Below are 21,673 nucleotides of genomic sequence, written 5' to 3'. Positions count from 1 at the left end.
GGCGATTTATGCACCCGAAATGGGGCTCTGTGGCGGCTGTCATGCCCAAGCGGGCATTCGCCGGCCGGAGCAATTGGGAGTGGCCTCGGAGTCTCTGCCATACTTGAGCCCGTGGCGAGCGAAAAACCCAAATTGTTCCAAGATAGCCGAGATATCGGCATGACCCTTCTGGTGATCATCGGCATCGCGGCAGCATCGGTGGCGTTTACCGGTTTGTGCACCTTCAATACCGGCGCCCCGGAAAACGGCCCGGTGCAGGAAGTCGATGCCTCTACCGTGCTGCACATGGAGGCGCGGGCCGTGGACTTTGAGCTGCGTCAGCCCGCTGACCCCGAGGGCTGGATCACAAATTCGGCGCGCCGCGGCAGCGTCAATGGCCAGCCCGCGGTGATTCAAGGATGGGTGACCACAGGTGGCGCCTATGTCCAGCTGATGCAGAGCGATCAGCCCTTGGAGGATGTGCTGCGGGCCAATGACTCGGGCCTAAAAACCAAGGGCGAGCCGGTGAGCGTGGCCGGCATGGATTTCACCACCTATATCAAGGAGGATCGCCACGGCCGTGACCTCTGGGGAGCGGATCTCGGCGACGTGCGCATTGTCTTAGCCGGTAGCGCCGATGCCGAGGATTTTGCCACGCTCGCTGAAGCCTATGCGGCGGCAACACCGATTGAGGTCAGCGTCGATAAGCCTTAATGCGCGAGCGCTACTCGGAGAGCGCATCCTCCACTTTTTTGCGGGCCCCCGCCAGCTGCTGCTCACAGCGCTTGGCGAGGGCCTCGCCGCGTTCCCAGTACTTCAGTGACTCGTCGAGCGACATCTGCCCGAGCTCCAGGATGCGCACGATCTCAATGAGCTCATCGCGCGCGGCCTCGTAGTTCAACTCCTCGATGGGAGTGAAGCTGTCATCATTCGGGGTGCCGTGGCCATAGGTGTTGGGGTTGGACATGGAAATCTCCTTGGAATTTTTAGTCTTTGGGGAAGGTCTGCATGGACACTGCGGCGATGGAACCATCGGCCACTCTGATGCGCATATTGGTGGCCGGGCCCGCCTGCTCGATAGAGGTGACCACCTCCGGATCGGAGCCATCTCGAGGTAGCGCCTGCACCACCGCATAGCCACGGGCTAAAGTGGCGGCCGGTCCCAGCGCCGTCACCTGGGCGCGCAGGCTGGCAGTCTGGGTTTCGGCGCGGTAGAGACTGTGCTCAATGGTGCGACGAATCCGCTCGCGCGCCTGGGTGATCTGCTCCTCGCGCTGGGTGATGGGCAGATAAGGATCGGCGAGCACCGGGCGGCTGCGCAGTGCCTGCAGCGCCTCCTCCTGGCGGGCCACCCAGCCCCGCAGCGCCTGGGCCAAACGGCTGCTGGCCTCGGCCAAGAGCTGGCGCTCGGCGACCACATCGGGCACCACGCGCTTGGCGGCATCGGTAGGGGTTGCGGCGCGCAGATCGGCCACATTATCCAGAATGGGGGTGTCCGGCTCGTGTCCAATCGCAGAGACCACAGGGGTGCGGGCCGCGGCGACGGCGCGCTGGAGCGACTCCTCAGAAAACGGCAGAAGATCCTCTACCGAGCCGCCGCCCCGGGCAATGATGATCACGTCCACGCTCTCGTCCTCGTCGAGGGTGCGCAGCGCGTCGATAATCTCCGGCACCGCGCGCGAGCCCTGAACGGCGGTATTGATCACCCGATAATCCACCTCGGGCCAGCGGTCCTTCGACACCGCCAACACATCGCGTTCGGCGGCCGAGCCGCGGCCAGTAATCAGCCCGATCCGGTTGGGCAAAAAGGGCAGCGCCTGCTTGCGTTCCGGGGCAAAAAGCCCCTCGCGCTGCAGCGTTTCTCGCAGCTGGGCGATGCGCGCCAGCAGCTCGCCAATACCGACGTGGCGGATCTCCGTCACCCACAGGGAAAAGGAGCCGCGGCCCTCATAAAACGCAGGTCGGGCATAACATACCACCCGGTCGCCGGTGGTCAGCGGCGGTTCATGGTTGAGCACCATCTGCGTGGGCACAGTGAGCTGCACCGAGGTTTCTTTCTCCACATCACGCAGCGTGAGATAGGACAGCTTCCAACTCGGCTTGGTACTAATTTGTGCGAGCTCGCCTTCCACCCACACGTGCCCCAGCCGCTGAATCCAGCCCTTGACCTTGGAGTTCAACAGACTGACGGACCAGGGGCTCTCTGCCGAGCTTGCCGCTTGTTGATTCATAGTCTTCTTTGCCTATGCGCTTATCGACGTCGCCTCCCCGCACATTCACCGCACGGGCAGCGCCCAGGGCGTGGATGATGCGGCGAGGAAAAGAACAGACATTCAGTCTAGCGGGCTAGGCATGGCTGTGTGGTGTGCATGCACGCAAGGCAAGTACTGTTGAGCGCATGAGTTCACCTGCTACCTCAACTGCGACGAACCCCCACGCCGCTGGCGTGAAGAAAATTCTGCTGGCCTCGCCGCGCGGCTACTGCGCGGGCGTGGACCGGGCAGTCGAAACCGTTGAGCGTGCGCTGGAGAAATATGGCGCTCCGGTGTACGTGCGCAAAGAAATCGTGCACAACAAATACGTGGTCGAAACCCTGGCTAAGGCGGGGGCGATCTTCGTCGACGATACCGACGAGGTTCCGCCCAACGCCCACCTCGTTTTCTCCGCCCACGGCGTGTCCCCGGCGGTGCACGCGGCCGCTGCGGAGCGCAACCACGACACCATCGACGCCACCTGCCCGCTGGTGACGAAGGTGCATAACGAAGTCAAGCGCTTCGCCAAGTCCGGCTATCACATCATCCTCATTGGCCACGAAGGCCACGAGGAGGTGGAGGGCACCGCGGGCGAAGCCCCGGATGTGGTGCACCTGGTGGATGGGCTCGAAGGAATCGAGGCCCTGCCCGAGTTCCTCCACGAGGAAAAACTCATCTGGTTATCGCAGACCACCTTGTCGGTGGATGAAACCATGGAAATCGTCGACAAGCTCCATGAGGTCTACGACAATCTCGAGAACCCGCCGAGCGATGACATTTGCTATGCCACCCAGAACCGCCAGGTGGCGGTGAAGAAGGTGGCAGAACAAGCAGAGCTGATCATCGTGGTGGGCTCGCAAAACTCCTCGAACTCCAAGCGGCTGGTGGAGGTCGCCCTCGATGCCGGTGCCGCCAACTCCTATCTGGTGGACTACGCCAACCAAATTGATCCCGCGTGGCTAGAGGGCGTGAGCACGGTGGGCATTACCTCCGGTGCCTCCGTGCCGGAAATCCTGGTTCAAGAGGTGGTGGAGTACCTCGAGGGATACGGGTTTGGCGATGCCGAGGAAGTAACCACCGCGCAGGAGAAGATCGTCTTTTCGCTGCCGCGGGTGCTGCGCCCCAGCGACCGCACCAGGAAGCGCTAGCGCGCGACGAGATATACGGACAGCGCGGCCCCGACATGAGTGTGGGGCCGCGCTGTTCTTTATGCGTCTGCTCTGTGTGGGCGTTTAGCGCCCGCGGCGGGGAGGTGTACGAAAGCCGTAGGAGTCAGGATCGTCAGGGCGCACAGGGAAGGGCTCGCGCCGGGGATCGCGGCGCGGATTATGGGGTGCGCGGGAGCCGCGGTAGCTGTGCTGTTTATCCTGCGCGCCACGCTGCTCTGAGCGATAGCCCTCCGTGTGGGTGCGCGGGGGCATATCGCCGCCGCGGGTCGTGCTGAAGTCGCGGGAGGCGCGTGGCTCGCGCATCCCCCGAGAGTCCTGGCGGCCGCTCATCCGGCCGCGCTCATCGCGCCTGAGACGACGGAAACGGTTCTCGTGGTCCGGCCGCCGGATCCGGCGCGTGCGATGCTGCTGGGCATCACCACGGCGCGGGTGTGCGCCATCGTTCGAGGCAACAGGGCGGGGCGTGGCCTTCGGGCGGGAGCCAGAGTGTGGCTGGGCACTACCGCTGCGTGCCGCCGCAGCGGGATCGCTGGGCGTGGGGGCAGGCGTGTGCGGTGCGCTCGGTGCGTGCGGCGTGCTCGGCGTGTGTGGGCGGGGGATGCGCGGGGAGCGGATCTCCTCATAGTCGCGGGCACGGGTCGGCGCCTCCGGGCGGGCCGGTGTTTCGGGGTGGTGGGGCGCGCCCTGCGCGTGGGGGTTAGGGTGCTCGCTGGCCGGCTGGTGTTCCCGGGCGAAGCCACGCTTTTTCGAGCGCTTGTGATCGGCGCGGCTGCGCTCTAACAAGTCTTCGACGGTGACCTCAGAATTGCCTGACTCGCCGCGATAGCGGCGAGAGCGGTTGGCCGCCTCCCGAGCGCGGGCTGTGGTGCTGAGATTGCGGCGATCGGAATCGCTGGCCCGTTTGCGCTGGGCGCTGAGCTTGCGCTCGAGTTTCATGTTGGTGCGGCGATGATGCAGATAGCGCAGCACCGCGATCGCCGCAGCGCTGAGAGTGACCACGATGAGAGTGGGGAAGAACTGCGCGAGCGGATAGATCAGAGTCAAAAGCTCTGTCTTGGATAATCGCCCATCGCCGCCGTTGACGGAATTGGACTTGCCCAGCAAAAGCGCCGCACACGGGGTGGCGATACCGAAGATCACAGGAATCTGCGCCACGGTGAGGGTCAAGCCGCGGGGTTCCACCCAGAGCACCGTCGCAAGGGCACCCACGGCGAAGGCCATGAGGTATAAGGTGCCCAAGGACTGCTGATTGAGACTGATCACAAGCCCAGTGAAAAGGGATGCGAGCAGGATCGAGGTGGATGACCACGTGGGCAAACCCGAAAAACCACCGCCCGGTGAAGAATGGCGGTGAGCTGAGGGATTATGTCGTGGCTGGGTTGGCACGAACCGATATCTTACCTATTCACTATGTGTTAATCCACGAGGAACGCCGCCGCGGCGGTGTTCTCAGGCTTCTCAGAATACTGCGATCTAGTCTGTCAACCCCTCGTGCCGAGCGCGCATCCCCTGCGCATGAGGATAATCCGGCTGAGCTGCGTGCCGCGGCCGGGCGGGGGAGGTGCGGATCTCAGCGGGGGCAGTGATCGGCCGTGTAGTGCCACTAACCGAGGAGGTTTCTTTGAGCTTCCTCGCGCTCACCAGTACTCGCGAGTCGAGGGAAGCCATGGCCGCGTTATAGGTGTCTACTGATTTCTCGAGGCTGGCGCCCATGCGGGTGAAATGCTCGGTCATCGTGCCGAGGCGGCGGTAGAGCTCATCGCCGAGCTGCTGAATGGCGGCGGCCTGCTCAGAAACCTCATAGTGCTGCCAGCCCAGCGCCACGGTGCGCAGCAACGCCATCAATGTCGACGGGGTGGCGAGCACAATATCGCGGGAAAAGGCGTATTCCAGCAGCTCCGGATCGGCGCCAAGGGCCGCGTCGAGAAAAGGATCGGCGGGAACAAAAAGTACGACGAATTCGGGAGTGGGCTGAAACGCCGACTGGTAGTCCTTACTCGATAGGGCAGTGACGTGGCTGCGCAGCAGATGCGCGTGCCGCCGCAGATAGCCGGCGTGTTCTTCCGGATCGGTGGTTTCAAGCGCATCCAAATACGCGCTATAGGGGGCCTTGGCATCCACCACGATGTGCCGCCCACCGGAGAGGTGGATGAGCATATCTGGTCGGACGCGGCTGCCCTGTGAGCTCACGGTGGTTTGGGTATCGAAGTCCACATGCTTCACCATGCCGGCAAGTTCCACCACCCGCTCGAGTTGTACCTCGCCCCAGCGGCCCCGCACCGTGGGGTTTTGTAGTGCGGTGACGAGTTTGGAGGTGTGATCTGAGAGCCGCGCCGAAGTGCGCAACATGGTGTGGAGGTGGCCGCTGAACTCGGCATGGGCCTGAGTTTGGCGGCGCTCCATCTGATTGAGGTGCTCGTTGAGCGCAGACATCGTGGCCTGCAGCGGCGCCAGATGCGATTCTAGGGCCGGGGCAGGGGAGTGCGCCGGCTGGTCCGGTGCTTCGAGTGCCTGGGGATCCCTCGGGTGTGCCTGCCAGCCCGCACCCCGATCAACGTTGCCGCGGGCTATCCAGCCGAGCACCAGGCCGACCACGAGCGCAATAAGGGCAAGAAGGATCGCGGCAAAGCTAGTCATGGCTCCCCACTCTAAAGGCAGGGCCGGACACTGGTGCTATTTTTTCGAGCGATTGTCGAACAAATTGGCGATAAAGTTCGGGGCGTCTCGGTGCGAGCGCTTCGCGGCGGCGTCGGTGTCGTCGTTGTCGCTATCATCATCGCTGCCATAATTGCTGCTGAAGCGCAGGGGGAGAGGCAGGCGGGTGCGTCGCTCGCGGGCTTCTTTCTCGGTGTGCTTGCCGGAGATAGAGCCCTGCTGGGTGATGAAGGAAATATCCTCGGCCCGTTTCTCGCCAGAGCGCAGCGAGACCACATCCGAGATATAGCGCAAAATAACGGCCACGGTTGCCGCGAAGGGCACGGCGAGGAAGGCGCCGATAATGTTGAATAGGCTACCGCCAATGGTCACGGATACCAGCACGATCACCGGGTGCAGGTTCATCGCCTTGGACTGCAGCATCGGCTGCAACACATTGCCCTCAAGCTGCTGCACTGCCAGCACAATGATGAGGATGATGATGGCCTGCTTGATGCCGAGTGAGACCAGCGCCACCACCACGGCGAGCGCCCCCGCGACAAAAGCACCCACGATGGGGATAAAGCCGGCAAGAAAGGTCAGCACGGCAAGGGCTAGCGCCAGTGGAACGCCCACCACTACCAGCCCGAGGCCGATGAAGAAGGCGTCGATGAAGGACACCACCGCCTGCACCCGGATATAGCCGGAAAGGGTCACCCAAATACGAGAGAGTAGTTCTGTGAGATGCCAGCCCACGCGCCGGCCGGTGAAGCTACGCATCCAGGGCAGGAAGCGCTCGCCATCTTTGAGGAAGAAGAAGGTGAGCACCAACACCACGACGAGTGTGAGCATCACGGATGCGGCCGCGCCCAGCCCGGCGAAGAGCTCGCCGGCGATATTGCCCGATTGTTCCTGCAGCCATTTGGTTCCGGACTGAAAGGCCTCGGTGAGGTCCTTTTCTTGCAGGTTCAGCGGCGGCCCTTGCAGCCAGAGCTGGAAGCGCTGCACCGCTTCCAAGGTTTGGAGATACAGCGTTTGGGACTGCCGAATCATCGACGGCGCAATCAAGGAGACAATCGCGGCGAGCAGCGCTACCGCCGCTAGCAACACAAGAATCGCGGCCAGCCCGGCGGGCACCCCGAGCTTGCGGAGCCGCTTCGTGGGCCCCACCAGTACCGAGGAGACAAGCAGGGCGAGGATGAGGGGAAGCAGCCCCTTCCAGAACTGTGTGGCCAGCCAGCCCGCCCCGAGCGCGGTGGCGAAGATGACGAGGATGCGCACGCACCACCATGCGAAGTCCTTAATCAGATCTGAGATCACCACGGAGCGATCGATGGGATCGGATTCCAGTGCTTCGAAGGTGCTGGACGCCTCATCGCTCAGGCTCGTGGTGTCCGCCGCGCGCTCCTGTTCTGGGCGGGCGGAGTCGCTGCCGTCATTAGTGGAAGTGCTCACATCATTTATCTTGCCCAAAAAACCTCTCGTGCGAAACCGCGAACGCTCAGCCCGTTGTGGAGCAGGCTTATCGACGCACACCTCACCAAGACCCAGCCTCGCGGCTGTTAGGATTAGGCCTCGTGAGCCTTACACTTGGAATCGTCGGCCTGCCCAATGTGGGCAAGTCCACGCTGTTTAATGCCCTGACCCGCAACGACGTGCTAGCTGCGAACTATCCCTTCGCCACTATCGAGCCCAATGTGGGTTTGGTGGAGCTTCCCGATGCACGCCTGAACACCCTCGCGGAGATTTTTCACTCCGAGCGCATTCTCCCCGCCACGGTGTCCTTCGTGGACATCGCCGGCATCGTCAAGGGTGCCTCTGAGGGCGAGGGGCTTGGCAATAAGTTCCTCGCGAACATCCGCGAGGCCGACGCCATCTGCCAGGTCGTGCGCGCTTTCTCCGATGAGAACGTGATCCACGTGGATGGTGCAGTGGACCCGCGCTCGGATATCTCCGTCATTGAGACCGAGCTGATCTTGGCAGATCTGCAGACCATTGAGAAGGCCCTGCCGCGTCTGGAGAAGGAAGCCAAGAAGGATAAGGACAAGGCCCCGATGGTGGCCGAGGTGAAGAAGGCGCAGGAGATCCTCGAGGATGACCGCACGCTCTTCGCCGCATCCGTCTCTGGGGATGTGGACCTCTCCCTTCTCCGCGAGCTGCACTTTTTGACCTCTAAGCCCTTCTTGTACGTGTTCAACGCCGACGAAGACGTGCTCAGCGATGACGCCCGCAAGCAGGAGTTGCGCGAGCTCGTCGCCCCCGCCGACTGCGTCTTCCTCGACGCTAAGACCGAGGCGGAGCTTCTCGAACTCGATGAGGAAGAAGCAGCCGAGTTGCTCGAAAGCGTCGGCCAAGAAGAGCCGGGCCTGGCCTCTCTGGCTCGCGCCGGCTTCGAGACCCTTGGTTTGCAGACCTATCTCACTGCCGGCCCGAAGGAAGCCCGCGCCTGGACCATCCACAAGGGCGATACCGCGCCCCAGGCCGCCGGCGTGATCCACACCGACTTCGAGAAGGGCTTTATTAAGGCTGAAGTCGTCTCCTTCGAGGACCTCGCTGCCGCCGGATCGATGGCAGAAGCCCGTGCTCACGGCAAGGTGCGCCAAGAAGGCAAGGACTACATCATGACTGACGGCGACGTGGTGGAGTTCAAGTTCAACGTGTAGGGCAGGGACTGATGGCTATAAAAGACGAGCAAGGGGACAACGCAGTAGAGCTTGATGTCGAATTGTCGAGGAAGGTTCGGGACCCGAATGTCGAGCTTCCCGCTGACCTTCGGTATGAAGCTACTCGGTACGTAGACATCGCGGCGGGGAGTGATATCGACTTGCCGGGGATGATCCGTGAACCGAGCATCGAACTTCCCGCAGGTTTTCGGTATGGGGTCACGCGGTATGCTGATATCATATTGAAACAGGCGTTTCCACAGAAGTTTACAGATGTCGTGACAAATCTCGAAGAGTTTTATATCGACTATGAGGCAGATATCAAGGCCCTCGGAGGTTCTAGGGCGCGTCACACAGCTCGGCATGATCAGGGTTTAACCGATCGTGGCTGGGCAAAACATAATGTGACGATCGAAAAACGTGTTGATGGAGAACCTGTATTCAAAGTCCGCAATCATGAAATCGATGTTTTCACAATGGGGGACGATGGAAAGTATCCGGGGATCGCAGACGAGATGGAGTGGAATAATAAGGACCCATTTTTCCACCGAGACCTGAATAACTTCCAAGCTCTACATCGTGAGGGTGTAATTGCGGTCGGGGTAATTATTACCCGTGGTCCACGTCTACAAGAACTCTTAGAATACCTTGCTTCGCGAGGTGAGTATCCGAAAACGAAATATGGTAAAGCAACTACGCATTGGAACAAACTTACGCCCATGATTGACATGGGTGGTGGGGGTGAGTGTCCATTGCTGTGTATTGGGATCGAGCCGGAAAAAGTTAATGGGTTACCCATCGGCTTACTGGAGGACTTCAGATATTCGGATGGAAGTCAGGTTAGGCTGGGCTAAAGATTGAACTCTACGAGTGGATCTTGTGTGAGATCCGCTTGTGCTATGCTAGTCACGTGAAGCACGAACTTGACCCTCTACGGGAGAATTCAGAAATCGCACCTTTGCCGCAGGTGGAAGGTGGTTTTAAGACGATCCTCGCTGACCCCCCATGGCGTTTTCAGAATAGAACCGGCAAGGTCGCTCCTGAGCATCGTCGGCTGGGGCGGTACTCAACGATGACTCTCGATGAGATCAAATCTTTGCCGGTGCAGTCAGTTTCTGCAGAGAATGCGCATCTTTACCTTTGGGTTCCGAATGCTTTGCTTCCCGATGGTCTGGCAGTGATGTCCGATTGGGGTTTTCGTTATGTATCGAACATTGTGTGGGCGAAGCGTCGTAAAGACGGTGGGCCTGACGGGCGAGGTGTTGGATTCTACTTTCGCAATGTTACTGAGCTGATTCTCTTTGGCGTTCGCGGTTCTATGAGAACGCTTGCACCTGCACGCCGGCAAGTTAATATGATCGAAACGCGTAAGCGGGAGCACTCCCGAAAGCCTGACGAGCAATACGATCTCATCGAACAATGTTCACCAGGCCCATTTCTAGAGTTATTCGCACGTCACCCGCGCGAAGGATGGGCTGTGTGGGGTGATGAATCTGCCCCTGATGTCGAGCCACGTGGGAAAGTCCACCGGGGATATCTTGGTGGCCCACTTTTGGTGCCACCAGTTGATCCTCATAAGCGTCTGAGTCGAGAATCCCGAGCTGCAATCGGTCCGCGTTTGAAAGCCGAATACGACGCCGGTGCAAGTATTCGAGAGATTAGCACTCAGACTGGATATTCAATCTCAAGAGTGAGAACCCTTCTCCGTGATGCTGGCGCGGTTTTTAGGGAACCTGGACGACATGGCGAAGAGTAGGTCGGAGAACCGGTGAGCGTCTACTGTTCGATTTGTGATTTTCGTTCGTGCCTAACGCGGTTGAGCCTTTGATAGCCCAGCATTCAGCGCACACGGATTAGTCAATTAAAAATCCGCACATTGCTGTAGTTAGCCGTATGTTAAGTTTTATAGTATAAGTTACGAGCGTAGGAGCAAAGCTAAAATAGTTCTCGCGTATGTCCGCGCGTCTCAGGACTGTGAAAATCGGTCTGCGCTCACCCATTTCTCATTCTCTTGATTGTTCTTATCTTCAACTTATTAAATTGGAAAACTGGGTTCATAGGGCTGAGGTAAGCGTGTGCTCTTATTTGCGCCCGATGTTGTCGCCGCCTCTGGCGCCGATGCTGGCAGGCTATGCCCATGTATTGGGTCAGTCGTTGCTAGGACTGCGGTGGAACACAGAGTGGATGGCGAACCAGTGCGCCGTGCGAGGACATGCGTCGAAGGGTGCGCCACGATTCCGCTACGACGCGCCCGGTCGCATTGTCGAAGAAGTACTTGAATCAGTATCATCATTTTCATCGTTTGTTAAAGGCGTCATCTTCTCTATCGCGGGGGCATCGACCGCGGAGGAGAATATTGATACCATTAGGGAGGCGCCGAGACGATGGAGTGGGCGGTAGGTGTAGTACAGCTGGTGCTTAGCAGAGCCATCGCAATGCGTGTTACGGGGCGCATCTCTATACGGAGAAAAAGAACCGACAGGAAGTGGTCGGAAACTGACGTTGGCTATCGCTGACGGGCAACATGGTTCGTGACGAATGCAGCGATCTCACTAGAATAAATTTGAGAGAGTTGTATGCAACATGTAGTTGGCGTGGAGCTCGCAGCAAGAAGTAAGGAACCGTTGTAATGATCAAGTCAGCTAGCCAGTATGCGGTGCATAGTCTCTTCAGTCACGAGGGCAATGTGCTCTATAAAATTCCGCCTTATCAGCGTGAGTATTCATGGAGCAAGGCCCACTGGGAGGACTTGTTCGAAGACCTGATCAATGCCGAAGGGTCACACTTCCTCGGCACTATCATTACGCTCGACCAAACTACGGACGCCCTTGAGGGAAACATTCTCCAAGTGGTCGACGGGCAACAGCGACTCACAACGCTGACGCTGCTTCTAGCGGCGGTCTACTCGGTTCTCAAGGAACACATCGACGAGCTCGACGAGGACGCTCGGACCGACGTTAATAATCTCCGTCGCCAGTTGGTGCGTAAAGCCGACGAGCATCCGCGGGTCACGCCCCAGAAACAGGGCCATAACCTCGCTGATTTTCTCCAGGTTCTCTCGGACGCTGGATTATCAATTGAGAGCCACAAGGAACCGTATTACCGCCTCCGCAGGATCTCTAAATGTTGGGAGTACTTTCGTTCGGCTATTCAGAAGCTCGCCGAAACGGAAGGACTGAGTGAAACGACGGCGGCGCTTCAGCTGCGCGAGGCAGCACTCCAGGCAGTCATCGTAAAAATCGAGGTTGATAGCAACGCCGATGCATTCATTCTCTTCGAGTCACTGAATAACCGTGGCTTGCCGCTTTCTCCCGTCGATTTGATCAAAAATCAACTCTTAGCTGAGTCCGAAAAGCGCAAGATCATGGATGTCGATAAGGCCTTCAAGCGCTGGAACGAGATGCTGGTCAATCTTGGCGATAGCTACTCCACTCAGGAGCGTTTCCTCAGGCATTACTATAACGCCTTCAAACAGGACCTCCCAGAGGTGCCCAAAGCGTACGTTGCGATGAAGTCCAACTTGATACGGGTGTACGAGAAAATTTTAGAGCAGGATCTCGTACCTGTTGTTGATGCTCTCGTCAACGCCAGCAAGGTGTACGGCCGCATCAACTGCGTTGCTGTGCCTGAGGAGTCAACATCTCTGGACCGAGCGTTCCAGCGGCTCATGCGTGCGCAAGGCGCACCGTCCTATGTTCTTTTGCTGTGGCTCATGACGAAGCAGGATGAACTGCAGCTCAGTGATGATCAGCTCGAGAGTGTCGTGGATGTGCTCACGAACTTTTTCATCCGCCGAAACCTCACTGGTTACCCGCCCACCCACGCGCTAGCGAGGTTGTTCATGGCAACTATCTCTGAGATCGGTGATGCTCAAGGCGATGATGTGCTTGAGATTATCGGTGAGAAAATCAGAGCGGTTTCGGCCTCCGACACAGATTTCCATGAACGGCTCTTAGGCCGCATTTATGAGGAAAATACTGACGTCGCACGATTTATCTTGGCCACACTAGCCGAGGATGCCATGACCAGAGAGTCGTGGGTTGATCTGTGGCGTCAAGATAAAACCCACTTCGTGTGGACCATCGAGCACATCCTTCCGCAAGGGGAGAATCTGCCGGCGTCGTGGACGGAGATGCTCGGTGGTAAGGAACGTGCTGCCGAAGAGCAGGAACTTCACAAACACCGGCTGGGAAATCTCACTATCACCGCATACAACAGCAACCTTGGCAACAAGTCATTCGTGGAAAAGCGTGATCGCACGGACGCCAAGGACCGCCCCATTGGTTACAAAAATGGGCTTGCGCTGAACGCCGACTTGAAGGACCGGGACTCGTGGACCGGTGAGGACATCGAACAACGCACCCGTGAATTGGCGTTGAAGGCATTGGAGCGCTTCCCACTTCCCAAAGAGAGGGGCCAAGCAACCTCTTAGGAGGCTGCCGATGTGTGCCTTGGCCGCGATTATGCAGCCGATCTCGTTGGCGGCTTGGCCGCGCGTGTGAACTCCCGTCCCGATCGCCGAGCAACTCCAGCACACCTCAGCTGCACCTGCCCGCTCCTAGGGTGCTCTACTCTTCCGCCGCTAGTTTCTCGATCACTCGCAGGGCGTGGGGGAGGGCGGCGTCGACGCTGGCGGCCATGGTCTCGAAAGCAGCGAGGGGCTGGCCGATGGGGTCGCTGATGCTGAATGATCCAGCCGAGGCGTTCTGGGCTACTCGTTTCGTCTCCGCCTGGCCCATGATGGGGGTTCCGGGACGGATCTCCTCCGGATTGAGGCTCGCGAGATGCCTCAAGGTAATGCAGGACCGCCACGCCGCCGGCGCGGTGCGTGCGATGGCGGGAATATGGTCCTCAGCTGCGGCGATAATCAGGTCATAATCTCGGGCAATGGCTGCCGTGAGATACCGCGAGCTTCCTTGGCTGGCGTCTATTCCCTGCTTCTCAAGCAGGCTTAAGGTATGCGGATGATAGGGAGTACCATTAGTTGCTTGGGTGCCCGCACTATCTACCTGTACCTCGAGCCCGGCGGCTGCGGCCGCGTGGGCGAGGCGATACTCGATATACGGGGAACGGCAGATATTGCCGGTGCACACTGTCAGAATCTTGAGAGTCATAGGCCTATTACAACACGGCTCTTCAACGCGGCCAGCAGTAGTGGAGGTATGCAGACGTGGCGACTAGCGAGGCGACGCAGTGACAGTTTCTAAGCTCCGCCAGCTCATCGCGATGGGGCTCGGGCTCGGCCCCGGGTTGCTTCTCCCTTTTATCTTGGCGCTGCGCCTCGACGCCGCGGACTCCGACCGCGTCATCGTGCTGCTCACCGTGAGCATTTTGGGCACGGCTATCGTCACCCAGGCCGCGGAAGCCTATGCCGTGGCGGAGCTGTCCCGCTCCCTCAGCGCGGGGGCAACGGTGCGTGCTGCGGTGCTGCGCTGTGTACGGGCGCTGGCGGTGCCCGCCGCGGTCGGCGTGACAGTAGTGGCGGCGGTGACGTTTATCGCCTTCCTCTTCACCGGCGGCTTGCCCGCTGATCAGGGCGTGTGGCTGTTGGTGGTGGCGGTTGCGGTGCTGGTGGCGTGTTTCGCCAGCCCGCTATCGGCGTGTTTGATTCTAGAAGACCGCAGCTATATTCCCCTCAGCACGCAGGGCTTGCGCTATCTCGTGCTCATCGTGGCGGTGCTGGTGTTGCCCTTCGAGGGCGGAGAATTGGTGGTGTTCTTCCTGCTCGGGGAGATCCTGCGCGTTGTGGTCCTCGCCCTAGCGCAACGACGCTTCCTCGCCGATGAACCCATCGATAGTGCCACTGCCGCCGGGCTCGACGCCACCGATTCTTCCCCGCAAGCCTCAGGTGGCGCGCTGTCGCTGTATCAGCAATTTGGCTCCAATGGCATCACTCAAGCATCGGTGCTGATCGAGCGTTCGGTGATCTCCTCTGTCGGCCAGGGCGCTATCACCTTCTATGAGCTTGCGGACAAGATTGCCTACATCATCATCCAGGCAGCTTATGCGCTGGGGATTCTGCCGCGCATGAAGCGGTGGGCGGATGCCGCCGGGCAGTCGGATTATCGCGAGGCCTATGCACGTTTCGCCCGCGATGTTCGACGCCTCCTCGCGGCCGTCGCCGCCATTGCCCTGCCGGGGGCGGGCGTGGCCCTCGTGGTGGCCATGAGTGGAATTGGCCCAGAGGCCGTGGGCTCGGTCGCCGCCTATTCTTCCGTGCTGCTGGTAGCCACGCTGCCGATCGTGTACGTCTTTGCCGCCATGCGCCTGCTGGTGATGCTCAACGGGCAGCGCTATTTTGTGCCCGCTTCGCTGGTCTCCATCACCGTGATGGTGGTGGTGGGCCTCGGGCTGTTTAGCGTCATCGGCGTGGTGGGTGTGCTCATTGGTCGGCTTCTCAGCCGTGTCACCACCGCCGTGCTGTACTGGCGGGCAATCCACAAGCTCTCCGGCGCGGAAAGCTACCAGCCGAAGCACCGCAAGGGCGCCCGCTAGGGACACCCCTACTTACGACGCAGGCGAGAGATCAGGGTGCGCGTACCCATCAACACTGTGCGTAGCCGCAGCTGCATACTCAGCGGCAGCGGCGCCAGAATGCGGGCCAGCCGCGACTGTGCGCCCTGGGCGTCATAGGCCTTCACGCTGGGGCCGATGGCTGCGAGAAAGTGGCGCCACGAGTTCTTCTCGCGGGCCTCCCGGAAGCTAGAAATAGAGAGCTCGCTGAGCGCGCGGCGGCGACGGATGAGGGCGACGCGCTTGTCATCGGCGTGCTCATAGCCGGGCTCGACCCGCTTGTGGGGCACGGGAAGCCCTGCCGCGATATCGTCGGCGAGGCGCACTTCCACGCCGATGCGACGGTGGCGCACATTGCCGGATTGGGTTTTGAGAGTGTCCTCCTCAGAGAGCTCCTCTAAAAACACCTCGCCGGCCTGTTCGGCGCGCAGGAGCAGCTCGTGGAGCTCAGGGTTGCGCACCACCACCACATTGTGGCCCAGCGGATCCGAGGCATAGCGGGGCAGCCAGGCGTCGCCGAAGGCGATATCGGCGGTCTCGGCGAAAATATCATCGCAGACATTGCAGGCCTTGGGCTGGAAGAAGCCATGGCCCCAGTTGGTGCCGAGCATTTCGAAGGTCTTTTTGGTGCGGGTGCGGCCGGCGCGATCGGTGGCCGAGGTGGCATAGCGATTGGCTGGGCCGACGCGATCTTTAACCCGGAAATCCACAGCCCGCAGATTCGCCGGCTCGATGCCGAGCTGCCAGCCCAGCGACTCGGCAAAGCCTGTGGTCTTCATATGCCCGCACACCAAACCGATGGTGTAGGGCACAAGCTCGCTCAGCTCCGGATCGCGCTGCTGGAGCAGCCGCAAGGCGCGCACGTGGCAGGGAATACCAATGAATACGTAGCGGCCGCCGGCGCGCTGGGCGCTGGCGAGCGCTTGGGAAAACTCCACCGGGTAGTACACAGATTTGCGGTGGGCCCGTAGCTCCTCCAAGGTGGTGGAGATCCCGAAGGCAAAGAGCGGCTGATCGGCCTCGTCTGTGGAGGTGCGCTTGACGTGGATGATGCCATCGACAGCCCCGGACGAAAGCAGCGCGCCGGCGACAAAAGACACCAGCCCGCCGGAGGAGGAACCGAGGCGATAATCATCGCTGAGGACTCGGCCGGCATAGAGGGCGCGGTGATAGCCGATCGCGGTGGTGTAGCTGCAGTGCTCCGCATAGCGCGGGGCGGCGAGATCGTCCTCGGTGGGGGAGTCATCGCTGAAGGGGCATACCCCAGATACAGCCTCGGCATGCTCGGAGAGATCGCCTGCCCGATACTGTCCATCGCGAGACAGCGTGATGGGGATGCTGCCCTCGGTAGCGATGGAGCAGCCGCCGCATCCGATGCAGAAGTCGCGCTGGGTGACATCGCGGATGCTAAAAGCTGTGCGGGGCGTAGACATAGATTTAGCTGTTCTTTCGGGCTGACTGGACAAGGGCACGGGCGATAACAACGAGGAAGAGTGGGCCCACCACCAGGTAGCGCTTCGCGAGGCGGCGCGGCTCCTGGGAGAGGCGATAGGCCCACTCGAGGCCGAGTTTTTGCAGCAGCTGTGGGGCGCGTTGGGTGGTGCCCGCGGCGAAGTCCACGGCTGCGCCCGCGCCAACATACCAGCCGGCGGGCAGCTGCTCGATATTGGCTAGCACCCAGCGCTCCTGCTTCGGGCTACCCAAGCAGACAAAAGACACATCCGGTTGGAGTTCACGCAGCTGCGCGATGGTCTCAGGGTCGGCGGCAAGATCCTCGCTAAAGGGAATAGAGACGCCATGGATCGAGGCCCCTGGGTTATCTGCGCGCAGCTGGCGTACTGCGGCCTCGCGGATATCATCGCGTCCTCCGAGTACGGCGATGGTGCGCTCCTGCGTGGCGGCCGCAGCGGCCACCGCGGGCAGAAGGTCCGCGCCGGTAACGCGGTGCACATCCTTAGCCTTGAGGAGGCGGAAAAGAGCAAGCAGCGGGGCGCCATCGACAAAGAGCGCATCGGCGGAGCCAAACTCCTCCCGCCAGTTTTCATCGCTGATTAGGCGGTTGAGCTGATCCACGTTGGGAGTGATCGCCAGCAGGGGAGAAGAGGGGCGGGTGGCGTCGAGAAGCATCGTGGTGGCCGCGGCCAGATCGCCACGAAACACAGCGATGCCGTTGATGCTGGGGGAGTGCTCGGAGCGCTTATCGACGGCAACGCGCGGAATGCGCTCCCAAAGGCGGCGGAGGACAGTCATGCGGGATCTCCGTTCTTAGTGGATGCGCCCTGGGGGAGGGCGGGATCAGAGTGGACCGAGAGATAGGCGGCGAAGGCGAGTGCCGGAACGGTCACGATAGAGCCGAAGGTGGCCTCGGAAAAGAGCGCGGCGGCAAACCACGCGGCGAGTACTGCAACGCCGGTGGTATCCAACCGCGGCAAGACGAGGTAGATCGCGTAGCCCAGCAGCAGCAGGCCGATGATGCCCATCTGGAACACTAAGGTGCCGATGGCGCTTTCGCCGCCGGATTCCAGCCACAACTGGCGGGGGATCTCGGGGTTGTAGAGGCGGTAGAAGTTACCGCCGCTGCCCACACCGAAACCGAGGGGATTATCGGCGATCGAATACAGCCCGCTGAGCAGCCCGGCGATGTGAATACTGGAGGATTCGCCGCCGGAGGTGCCCACCGGGTTCGTCCAGACATTCACGATGTAGGAGGGGCCTTTGACCATGGTGGTGTAGGCGAACGTGAGAACCGTGCCAATAGCCACCGAAGCCCAAAAAGCCCAATGCCGGTGGTTGCGCCACCACAGCAGCAGCACATAGGCGATAATGCCGGTGGTGACCACCAGAATGGAGTTCTTGGTGGCGGCCAGAGAAATGGTGATGATCAAAAACACCGCGGAGGTTCCCAGCGCACCAAGGGCCAGCCCGTTCGGGCGTTCGCAGACAAAGAGTTGCCGGATGATTTCGATCAGCGCGAAGATCAAGACGAAGCTGGCCACATAGCCGGCGTTGATGGGTTCCACGAGGAAGCCGCCGACACGGGTGGCGGTGCGGCCGAAAACGATCGTTTGCTCCGAGAGCGCGTTCAGTCCCGCGATGTGCTCCACATTGAGCAGCGCCTTCCACTGGCGCGAGCCGATGGCATACTCCAGCAGTGATCCGAGCACCAGCACCACCGACAGGGTGCAGACCATGACATAGAGTTGCACGCGCGGCAGCGCTCGAGCCGCAGGGGTATAGGCGGCCAGAGCGAGCATGAGCAGAACAGGCCCGAGGAAATTGCGGGCATTGGCCGCGAAGCTGGCGTCGAGGCCAGCATTGTGGCCGATGGTGTACAGCCCGAACACCACAGCGGTGAGGAAGAGCGGAAGCGTGGAGCGGCGGAGATACACGGCCTTGAGTAGCAGCACCCCAGCCAAGATGAACGCGATGATGGTTTTGGTTTCGCTGATCACGACGGTGATATTGCCGGAGCCATCGTGCAGCACTCCCAAAATGGCGTTTTGAAACACTGCGGCCAAAATGGCCACCAGCAGCGCCGTCATCGGCGAGAGCAGCGAGAGCAGCAACGCCACAATGCTGACGAAAAGCAAAGACATCACCGCGGACTCGATGATGGTTCCATTGGCGAAAAGCAGCATCGGTACCCCGTAGAGCACCAGAACGAGCACGAGGGAGCCGCCGAAGCGCAGCAACTCCTGCGCCACCACGCTGGTGATGTCCTGCTGCTCGCGGTTGACGAGTACGGAGGTGTGCTGGGCCACGGTTTATAGCCCCCTAAAATTCTCAGCCGCCCGCTCTCGTAGCTGCGGCACCGTGGTGCGCAGGGTGTCCTGGACAGCCGCGGGGTCGCTGGCGATGCGCTCTAGGGCGGCGCAGATGGCTCCGCCCATGCCCGGGCGCGGCTCCACCAGCAGCCACGGCAGCTCCAGATCGGAGACCAAGCCCTCCACCTTGCCCTGGGTGCCGAGCACCACTGCGGGAGTGAGGTTGGAGAAGCTGAGAATCGAGAGATGCATCCGGCCGGTGACCACGCTCTCGGCTCCGGCTGCCCACTGGGCCACCTCGGCGGGGGAGAGGAGATCAGGCAGGACGCGATAGGGGATCTGCTCGGAATCAAGAGCCGTGGTGACCTCGCGAATAGCCTGCCGGTCGTCGCCGCCGCGATTGGCCACGTGCGGGATGAAGACGAGCTCGCGGCCGTGGCTCGATAGGTAGCGGCATACCTGCAGATAATCCTGCACCTGATCCATGCGATGAGAAATCAGGCCCGAGACATTAATGAGCGTATAGGGCTGGGTGGGGGCGGCAGCTGCCGGCGCCGTGGCGGTGGGCAGGTTAAAGACCACATCGGCCACATGTTCGCAGTCGCCGGCCTCTTGAGTATCGGCGCGGAAGCGCTGATAGGAGATGCTGTCGCGGCAGCAGGCCTGTACGCCGGCTGCGAGCGCGGCGCGGGCGATGGAGCTGACCTGCTCGTCTACTGCAGTGCCCCAACTAAAGCCGAGAATGCGGGTGTCATAGCCGGCCGCGGCGGCGGCGTGGGCCAGTGACCACGTTTTATATGCCACGCCGCGCTGGTAGCCGCCGTCGATGATGTCGGCGCCAATGATGCAGAGATGTTCCGCCTGGGCGATGTGCTCGGCGAGAGTTTCTACCGCAGCGGCGCGGGCGCGGCCATGGCCATAGAAGGCATCGGCGGCGTGGACAACGGTGACGTCCTCGCGCTCGATGGTGTAGGTCGCCTCCGGCTTGGCCACTACAGTCACCGGGCCGGGCACTGTCTGCAGGGCGGCGGTGAGCATGGCTTGGTCGCCGATATTGGCCACGCCCGTCGACGCGATGAGCACGGTGCCGCGCCGCTGCTGCGAGTGCTCCGCCGGGTGGGCGGAGAAGACGCGCCGATCGCTGGCGCTATAGCCGGCCAGGGCGCGGTCGTGATCGCGCAGGTTCAGCGCCGTGGCCCGGCCGCGGCGAAGCAGCTGGAATACGGGCTGGGGAAGCACGCTGATGATGCGGTCTTTGGTGGATGCCACAGGCCTAGCTTTCCGTCTTCGGGGTGGAGGACTCGGAGTTTTCCTCGCTGCTTTCTTCCGTGTTCTTCGCCTCGTCCACGCGGTCGTAGTAGTGGTTGTAGTCCGACTTGCGGCCGGACTCCACGGTGCGGCTGAGCACCACGCCGAGTAGCTGGGCGTTGACCTTCTCGAGGGCGTCGATAGAGGAGGTGAGGTTATCGCGGGTGGTGGTGTTCCAGCGGGCGATCATCACGGTGCCATCGACGATGCGGGCCAGCAGCGCGGCATCGGTGACCGGCAGCACGGGTGCTGAATCCACGATCACATAGTCGTAGGTGTCCTTGAGCTGCTGCAGCAGCTCGGACATGGCATTGGAGCCAATGATCTCGGCCGGGTTCGGCGGGATCGGACCGGAGGCGAGGAGAGTCACCCCGGAGGCGTCGTCGATAAGCGTATCCTCGAGGTCCATCTCGCGGCGCAGCACATTGGTCAAACCGACAGGGGCGTCGATCTCCATGTACTCGGTGAGGCGGGGGCGGCGCAGGTCGCCCTCGATGAGGCAGACCTTCTCGCCCTGCTCAGCCAGCGAGGCGGCCAGGTTGAGGGCGGTGATGGACTTACCGGAGCCGGCGAGCGCACTGGTGATCTGGATGATCCGCGGGTTGTTATCGATGGCGCAGAACTGCAGGTTCGTGCGCAGGGTGCGGAAGGACTCCGCGGTGCGGGAGAAGCCGCCGCTGAAGTCGATCTGCTTGTTTTCGTTGATGTGCTTGTCCTCGGGGATGGTGCCCAGCTGCGGCAGGGTGGTGATCTCGGCGACGTCATCGTGGGTGCGCAGGCGACGGTCGGTCATGTGCACAATCAGGGCGATGAGCAGGCCGAGCGCGAGACCGAGGAAAGCGCCGGCGAGGGCGAAGGCCACGGGGCTGGGGTTGCTCGGTTCCTCCGGCAGTGACGGAGGTGCCACCACATTCGCGGAGATAGTAGGCAGGGACTGTCCCTCGGGCGTGGAGGTCTTTTTCACCATGTTGGTGAATACCTCGATGGTGGCATCGGCGATGTCTTTGGACAGCTGCGCTTGGTCGGTGGTGGCGGAGATTTCCAGCAGCACCGAATTGGCATTGGCGCTGGCAGAGAGCGCCTGCTCCACCTCCTTGCGGGAAATCGGCGGCACCACACGATCAACCACCTTGTTGGTGACAGCGGCGTTGGTTACCAGCTCCGCATAGGACTTCACCATCTGCTGCGAGGTCAAGCTGGCCTGGTAGGGGTTGGCGGCCTCGCCGGTGGCTTGGTTCACCGAGATGTACACCGTGGCTTGGGAGACGTAGCGATCCTCCCGCAGATAGGAGACGCCGAGACCGGCGGGGATACCAAGCAACATCACCAGCAGGATGATCCACCAACGGTGAGAAAAGAAACTCTTGAATGAAGTGAAAGTCATGAAGGGC

18 protein-coding genes are annotated in these 21,673 nt (G+C 61.1%); 7 read left to right on the top strand and 11 right to left on the bottom strand.

Features of this window, described 5'->3' with window-relative positions; genetic code table 11:
• Positions 1 to 111: 111 nt before the first annotated feature.
• Positions 112 to 693: a DUF4245 domain-containing protein gene (locus KR227_RS02120; protein WP_218363503.1), complete on the top strand. Its 582-nt coding sequence runs from the start codon at positions 112 to 114 to the stop codon at positions 691 to 693.
• 10 nt (positions 694 to 703) lie between these two features.
• Here the strand turns inward: KR227_RS02120 and KR227_RS02115 are convergent, their stop codons facing one another.
• Together KR227_RS02115 and xseA are read right to left on the bottom strand one after the other, a co-directional pair.
• Positions 704 to 946, bottom strand: a complete 243-nt coding sequence (locus KR227_RS02115; RefSeq protein WP_151548843.1) for an exodeoxyribonuclease VII small subunit — start codon at positions 944 to 946, stop codon at positions 704 to 706.
• A gap of 19 nt (positions 947 to 965) precedes the next feature.
• A complete protein-coding gene (gene xseA / locus KR227_RS02110) occupies positions 966 to 2,210 on the bottom strand; it encodes an exodeoxyribonuclease VII large subunit (RefSeq protein WP_218363502.1) in 1,245 nt (414 codons plus the stop codon).
• A gap of 167 nt (positions 2,211 to 2,377) precedes the next feature.
• Here xseA and KR227_RS02105 point away from each other — a divergent pair, with 167 nt between their 5' ends.
• Positions 2,378 to 3,379 (top strand): 4-hydroxy-3-methylbut-2-enyl diphosphate reductase, encoded by a 1,002-nt coding sequence (locus KR227_RS02105; RefSeq protein ID WP_151528477.1) that lies wholly within the window; start codon positions 2,378 to 2,380, stop codon positions 3,377 to 3,379.
• A gap of 84 nt (positions 3,380 to 3,463) precedes the next feature.
• Here KR227_RS02105 and KR227_RS02100 read toward each other — a convergent pair whose 3' ends face one another.
• The 3 genes from KR227_RS02100 to KR227_RS02090 all read right to left on the bottom strand — a co-directional run bounded on the left by KR227_RS02100 (position 3,464) and on the right by KR227_RS02090 (position 7,489).
• Positions 3,464 to 4,786 (bottom strand): DUF6542 domain-containing protein, encoded by a 1,323-nt coding sequence (locus KR227_RS02100; protein ID WP_370625133.1) that lies wholly within the window; start codon positions 4,784 to 4,786, stop codon positions 3,464 to 3,466.
• Between the two features lie 87 nt (positions 4,787 to 4,873).
• Positions 4,874 to 6,037, bottom strand: coding sequence for a DNA recombination protein RmuC (locus KR227_RS02095; protein WP_218363500.1), 1,164 nt, complete (start codon positions 6,035 to 6,037; stop codon positions 4,874 to 4,876).
• Positions 6,038 to 6,073: 36 nt separating this feature from the next.
• Positions 6,074 to 7,489, bottom strand: coding sequence for an AI-2E family transporter (locus KR227_RS02090; protein WP_218363499.1), 1,416 nt, complete (start codon positions 7,487 to 7,489; stop codon positions 6,074 to 6,076).
• Positions 7,490 to 7,611: 122 nt separating this feature from the next.
• Between KR227_RS02090 and ychF the strand changes: the two genes are divergently transcribed.
• The 4 genes from ychF (at position 7,612) to KR227_RS02070 (ending at position 13,129) form a co-directional block, all read left to right on the top strand.
• The gene (gene ychF / locus KR227_RS02085; RefSeq protein ID WP_218363498.1) at positions 7,612 to 8,697 is read left to right on the top strand and encodes a redox-regulated ATPase YchF; all 1,086 of its coding nucleotides are present in this window, start codon (positions 7,612 to 7,614) and stop codon (positions 8,695 to 8,697) included.
• Between the two features lie 11 nt (positions 8,698 to 8,708).
• Positions 8,709 to 9,551, top strand: coding sequence for a BglII/BstYI family type II restriction endonuclease (locus tag KR227_RS02080; protein ID WP_218363497.1), 843 nt, complete (start codon positions 8,709 to 8,711; stop codon positions 9,549 to 9,551).
• A 56-nt stretch (positions 9,552 to 9,607) separates the two neighbouring features.
• A complete protein-coding gene (locus KR227_RS02075) occupies positions 9,608 to 10,453 on the top strand; it encodes an MT-A70 family methyltransferase (RefSeq protein WP_218363496.1) in 846 nt (281 codons plus the stop codon).
• Between the two features lie 873 nt (positions 10,454 to 11,326).
• Entirely contained in the window at positions 11,327 to 13,129 is a 1,803-nt protein-coding gene (locus tag KR227_RS02070; RefSeq protein ID WP_218363495.1) for a DUF262 domain-containing protein, read from the top strand.
• 136 nt (positions 13,130 to 13,265) lie between these two features.
• Here KR227_RS02070 and KR227_RS02065 read toward each other — a convergent pair whose 3' ends face one another.
• Positions 13,266 to 13,811 (bottom strand): hypothetical protein, encoded by a 546-nt coding sequence (locus tag KR227_RS02065; protein ID WP_218363494.1) that lies wholly within the window; start codon positions 13,809 to 13,811, stop codon positions 13,266 to 13,268.
• 79 nt (positions 13,812 to 13,890) lie between these two features.
• On the opposite strand from KR227_RS02065, the gene KR227_RS02060 reads away from it, so the two are divergent.
• Positions 13,891 to 15,192: a hypothetical protein gene (locus KR227_RS02060; RefSeq protein WP_218363493.1), complete on the top strand. Its 1,302-nt coding sequence runs from the start codon at positions 13,891 to 13,893 to the stop codon at positions 15,190 to 15,192.
• A gap of 8 nt (positions 15,193 to 15,200) precedes the next feature.
• Here KR227_RS02060 and KR227_RS02055 read toward each other — a convergent pair whose 3' ends face one another.
• Genes KR227_RS02055 through KR227_RS02035 form a run of 5 tightly spaced genes read right to left on the bottom strand, consistent with a single transcriptional unit; the run spans position 15,201 to position 21,666 of the window.
• On the bottom strand, positions 15,201 to 16,643 hold the full coding sequence (locus tag KR227_RS02055) for a Coenzyme F420 hydrogenase/dehydrogenase, beta subunit C-terminal domain (protein ID WP_218363492.1): 1,443 nt from the start codon (positions 16,641 to 16,643) through the stop codon (positions 15,201 to 15,203).
• A 4-nt stretch (positions 16,644 to 16,647) separates the two neighbouring features.
• Positions 16,648 to 17,460: a WecB/TagA/CpsF family glycosyltransferase gene (locus KR227_RS02050; protein ID WP_218363491.1), complete on the bottom strand. Its 813-nt coding sequence runs from the start codon at positions 17,458 to 17,460 to the stop codon at positions 16,648 to 16,650.
• Positions 17,457 to 18,971, bottom strand: coding sequence for a hypothetical protein (locus tag KR227_RS02045; protein WP_218363490.1), 1,515 nt, complete (start codon positions 18,969 to 18,971; stop codon positions 17,457 to 17,459). Before KR227_RS02045 ends, KR227_RS02050 begins: the two co-directional genes overlap by 4 nt.
• Positions 18,972 to 18,974: 3 nt before the next feature.
• Positions 18,975 to 20,243, bottom strand: a complete 1,269-nt coding sequence (locus tag KR227_RS02040; protein ID WP_218363489.1) for a polysaccharide pyruvyl transferase family protein — start codon at positions 20,241 to 20,243, stop codon at positions 18,975 to 18,977.
• 4 nt (positions 20,244 to 20,247) lie between these two features.
• Positions 20,248 to 21,666, bottom strand: a complete 1,419-nt coding sequence (locus tag KR227_RS02035; protein WP_218363488.1) for a polysaccharide biosynthesis tyrosine autokinase — start codon at positions 21,664 to 21,666, stop codon at positions 20,248 to 20,250.
• Between the last annotated feature and the right edge of the window lie 7 nt (positions 21,667 to 21,673).

Origin of the sequence: Corynebacterium sp. TAE3-ERU30, from assembly GCF_019209925.1 — a bacterium.
Taxonomy (GTDB): domain Bacteria; phylum Actinomycetota; class Actinomycetes; order Mycobacteriales; family Mycobacteriaceae; genus Corynebacterium; species Corynebacterium megadyptis.
Note: the sequence above shows the minus strand (reverse complement) of the source record. Positions and strands in the feature narration are given on the sequence as shown.

What these genes read in the sequence shown, in the direction of transcription:
- KR227_RS02095 (WP_218363500.1), bottom strand. Translation starts at nt 6,037, where the DNA reads ATGACTAGCTTTGCCGCGATCCTTCTTGCCCTTATTGCGCTCGTGGTC.
- KR227_RS02055 (WP_218363492.1), bottom strand. Translation starts at nt 16,643, where the DNA reads ATGTCTACGCCCCGCACAGCTTTTAGCATCCGCGATGTCACCCAGCGC.
- KR227_RS02080 (WP_218363497.1), top strand. Translation starts at nt 8,709, where the DNA reads ATGGCTATAAAAGACGAGCAAGGGGACAACGCAGTAGAGCTTGATGTC.
- xseA (WP_218363502.1), bottom strand. Translation starts at nt 2,210, where the DNA reads ATGAATCAACAAGCGGCAAGCTCGGCAGAGAGCCCCTGGTCCGTCAGT.
- KR227_RS02105 (WP_151528477.1), top strand. Translation starts at nt 2,378, where the DNA reads ATGAGTTCACCTGCTACCTCAACTGCGACGAACCCCCACGCCGCTGGC.
- KR227_RS02070 (WP_218363495.1), top strand. Translation starts at nt 11,327, where the DNA reads ATGATCAAGTCAGCTAGCCAGTATGCGGTGCATAGTCTCTTCAGTCAC.
- KR227_RS02115 (WP_151548843.1), bottom strand. Translation starts at nt 946, where the DNA reads ATGTCCAACCCCAACACCTATGGCCACGGCACCCCGAATGATGACAGC.
- KR227_RS02035 (WP_218363488.1), bottom strand. Translation starts at nt 21,666, where the DNA reads ATGACTTTCACTTCATTCAAGAGTTTCTTTTCTCACCGTTGGTGGATC.
- KR227_RS02065 (WP_218363494.1), bottom strand. Translation starts at nt 13,811, where the DNA reads ATGACTCTCAAGATTCTGACAGTGTGCACCGGCAATATCTGCCGTTCC.
- KR227_RS02050 (WP_218363491.1), bottom strand. Translation starts at nt 17,460, where the DNA reads ATGACTGTCCTCCGCCGCCTTTGGGAGCGCATTCCGCGCGTTGCCGTC.